Annotated in this window: 2 protein-coding genes; both read left to right on the top strand. The window is 74.7% G+C overall.

Annotated features, from left to right (window positions below; genetic code table 11):
* A partial coding sequence (locus tag ACFWIS_RS40510; protein WP_380524390.1) for a beta-ketoacyl reductase occupies positions 1-1,411 on the top strand: 1,411 nt, incomplete at its 5' end.
* A 30-nt stretch (positions 1,412-1,441) separates the two neighbouring features.
* On the top strand, positions 1,442-3,231 hold a 1,790-nt coding region (locus ACFWIS_RS40505; RefSeq protein WP_380524388.1), incomplete at its 3' end, for a type I polyketide synthase.

Here is a 3,231-nt window from a genome sequence, read left to right as displayed (position 1 = left end):
ATCCTGGCTGGTGCGGGTGCTGTCCGGTACGACGGGCGAGGACCAGGTGGCGGTCCGCGAGGACGGCGCCTTCGGCCGCCGACTGGTGCGCGCCGCCTCCGACGCCGCTACCGCGCCCTCCGTTGAGCAGTGGCGGGCTCCGGGCTCCGTACTGGTCACCGGCGGCACCGGAGCGCTGGGCGCCCAGGTCGCCCGCTGGCTGGCCGGCCGAGGCGCCGGGCAACTGGTGCTCACCAGCCGGCGCGGCCTCGACGCCCCCGGCGCCCGTGAACTGGCCGCCGAACTGGAGCAGTCGGGCACGGCGGTGACGGTGGCGGCGTGCGATGTCGCCGATCGGGAGTCCTTGGCGGCCCTGCTGGCCGAGCACCCGGTCAGCGCGGTGTTCCACACGGCGGGCGTCCTGGACGACGGCGTGGTCGAGTCGCTGACCGAGGAGCGGCTGGTCCGGGTGCTGCGTCCGAAGGCCGACGCGGCCGATCATCTCGACGAGCTGACCAGGGACTCGGGCCTCTCGGCGTTCGTGCTCTTCTCCTCCGTCGCCGGTTCGGTCGGCGGCGCCGGGCAGGGCAACTACGCGGCGGCCAACGCCCACCTGGACGCCCTGGCCGAGCGCCGCCGCGCCCAGGGACTCCCCGCCACCTCCATCGCCTGGGGCCCCTGGGCAGCCGTCGGCATGGCGGCCGACCCGGCCGTCGAGGCCCGGATGCGGCTCGCCGGAATGTCGCCACTGCGCCCCGACACCGCGTTCTCCGTGCTCGAACGGCTCCTGGTCGACGGGAGGCCCACGGCGACGGTCATCGACATCGACTGGGAACGGTTCGCGCCCGGCTTCACCTCGGCCCGTCCGAGCCCGCTGCTCGACGCGATCCCCGAGGCCGTGCGCACCGCGCCGCAGGACGGCCCGGCCGGCTCCGGCTTCGCCGAGCGCCTGGCCGCCCTGCCGGCGGCCGAGCGGGCGGAAGCCGTACTCGACCTGGTGCGCACCCACGTCGCCGGAGTGCTCGGACACGGTACGGCCGGGCGCATCGACGCCGAACAGGCCTTCAAGGACCTGGGGTTCGACTCGCTGACGGCGGTCGAACTGCGCAACCGGCTCGGCGCGGCCACCGGCCTCGCCCTGCCCGCCACCCTGGTCTTCGACCACCCGGCGCCGTCCGCGCTCGCGGACCACCTGCTCGGCGAACTCACCGGCGGCCCGGGGGACACCGATCCGGAGGAGGCGAGGATCCGACAGGCGCTCGCCACCCTGCCGTTCTCCCGGATCCGGGAGGCCGGACTCGTCGACGTGCTGCTGAGGCTCGCCGGCCTCGAAGAGACGTCCTCGGCGCCGGCCGAGGACGCACCGGCCGCCATCGACGAGATGGACGCCGACGCGCTGATTCAGCTGGCCCTGGGCAACAACGGATCCTGAGTGATCCGCGGGAAAGTGTGGAACTGAGAAATGGTTGCATCGAACGACAAGCTGCTGGAAGCGCTGCGGACCTCGCTCAAGGAGACCGAGCGGCTGCGGGAACAGAACCGCCGTCTCGCCGACGCCTCCCGTGAGCCCATCGCGATCGTAGCGATGAGCTGCCGCTTCCCCGGCGGCGCGGACGACCCCCAGAAGCTGTGGGAGCTGCTCGTCGCGGGCCGTGACGCCGTGTCGCCCTTCCCGACCGACCGCGGCTGGGACCTGGACGCCCTGTTCGACGAGGACCCGGAGCGCGCCGGATCCTCGTACGTCCGCGAGGGCGCGTTCCTCCACGAGGCGGGAGAGTTCGACGCGGGTTTCTTCGGGATCTCGCCGCGTGAGGCGCTGGCCATGGACCCGCAGCAGCGGCTGCTGCTGGAGACCGCGTGGGAGGCCTTCGAGCGGGCCGGTGTCGACCCGTCGGCCGTGCGCGGCAGCCGTACCGGCGTCTTCGTCGGCTCCAACGGCGGCGACTACGGCACCGTCCTGGTCGCCGGGCCGGAGGAGGTCGACGGCTACCTCGCCACCGGCAACGCCGGCAGCGTGCTGTCCGGCCGGATCTCCTACGCCCTCGGCCTGGAGGGCCCGGCCGTCACGGTCGACACCGCCTGCTCCTCCTCCCTGGTGGCCCTCCACCTGGCCGCGCAGGCGCTGCGCAAGGAGGAGTGCTCGCTCGCCCTGGCCGGCGGGGTCACCGTGATGGCCAGTCCGACGACCTTCACCGAGTTCTCCCGGCAGCGCGGCCTCGCCTCGGACGGCCGCTGCAAGCCGTTCGCCGCGGCGGCGGACGGCACCGGCTGGGGTGAGGGCGTGGGCCTGCTCCTGCTGGAGCGGCTTTCGGACGCGCGGCGCAACGGGCACCGGGTGCTGGCGGTGATCCGTGGCTCGGCCGTCAACCAGGACGGCGCGTCCAACGGTCTGACCGCCCCCAACGGCCCCTCCCAGCAGCGGGTGATCGGCCAGGCGCTGTCCGACGCCCGGCTCGCGCCCGAGCAGGTCGACGCCGTCGAGGCGCACGGCACCGGCACCATGCTGGGCGATCCGATCGAGGCGCAGGCGCTGCTCGCCACCTACGGGCGGGAGCGTCCCGAGGACCGCCCGCTGTGGCTCGGTTCGATCAAGTCGAACATCGGGCACACCCAGGCCGCGGCCGGCGTGGCGGGCGTCATCAAGATGGTGCTGGCGATGCGCAACGGTCTGCTGCCCAAGACCCTGCACGTGGACGAGCCCACGCCCCAGGTCGACTGGTCCGCGGGCGCGGTGTCGCTGCTGACCGAGGCGCGGCCCTGGGAGGCCACGGGCGAGCCCCGCCGGGCGGCGGTGTCCTCGTTCGGCATGAGCGGCACCAACGCGCACGTCATTCTGGAGGAGGCCGAGCCGTCCGAACCGTCCGAGCCGGTGGACCGGGCCCCGGTCCCGGCCGAGGCGGTGCTGCCGTGGGTCCTCTCCGCGAAGTCCGCCGAGGCACTGCGCGCCCAGGCCCGCGAACTGGCTGCCTTCCTCGGGGTCGTCCCCGGCCCGGCGCTCGCCGACGCGGCCTTCTCGCTCGCCACCACGCGCGCCCGCTTCGAGCACCGCGCCGTGGTCGTCGCCGCCGAACGGGACGGTGTCCGCGAGGCACTGTCGGCCCTCGCCGCGGGCGAGCCGGCCGGCCGGCTCGTCGAGGGCCGGGCGCCCCACGCCGTGAAGCCGGTGTTCGTGTTCCCGGGGCAGGGGGCGCAGTGGGTCGGGATGGCGGTGGAGCTGGCGCGGGTGTCGCCGGTGTTCGCGGCGCGGTTGGC

Origin of the sequence: Kitasatospora sp. NPDC127060 (assembly GCF_042724935.1) — a bacterium.
Classification (GTDB): Bacteria; Actinomycetota; Actinomycetes; order Streptomycetales; family Streptomycetaceae; genus Kitasatospora.
Note: the sequence above shows the minus strand (reverse complement) of the source record. Positions and strands in the feature narration are given on the sequence as shown.